This is a genomic window from Rhodococcus sp. R1101 (assembly GCF_000278445.1).
Classification (GTDB): Bacteria; Actinomycetota; Actinomycetes; order Mycobacteriales; family Mycobacteriaceae; genus Rhodococcus; species Rhodococcus gordoniae.
The window spans coordinates 1-490 of sequence record NZ_AJVB01000937.1 but is presented as its reverse complement, the minus strand read 5'-3'; the positions used below and the strand labels follow the sequence as shown (position 1 = coordinate 490).

Here is a 490-nt window from a genome sequence, read left to right as displayed (position 1 = left end):
GTGGGCGTACCGGAGAAGGCGTACCCGAGATCGTGGACGCGGCAAGCCGATTCGAAGGACGACGGCAGAGGCACCGGAGCGGAACAGCCCCCCTCCGGATCGGTGAGGACGGCCGTCCCACCGGGGCGCTGCTCGACGATCGGCGAGTAGCCCATCACACCGGCGAAATCGGCCGGCAGAGACGACAGTGCTCGCTCCGGGTCGTCGGCGACGAGCGCCGTCACCGTCGCTGCGGCCGCGGTGTTCTCCGCCGGGGATGCGGCGGAGTGGGCGAGCGCCCCCGGCACGGCGGCATACGCTGCGGTGGCGAGGAAGACGACCGACCCGATTCGGGCAGCTGCGGATCTCACTGTCATGCCGGTGACGCTAGGAACGCGCAGCCCTGCACCGGACCCCGCGACGGAGCGATCTCGAGGAGATCGACACCACCCGCAGAGCTATGCGGATCTCACTCCCGGGTATGAGGACAGTCGAGACCCCGGCTCCTAGC

At 70.0% G+C, this 490-nt stretch carries 1 pseudogene; it reads right to left on the bottom strand.

From position 1 onward, the window contains the following. A pseudogene (locus R1101_RS29035) lies at nt 1-356 on the bottom strand (hypothetical protein); the annotation flags it as partial. Nucleotides 357-490 lie beyond the last annotated feature (134 nt).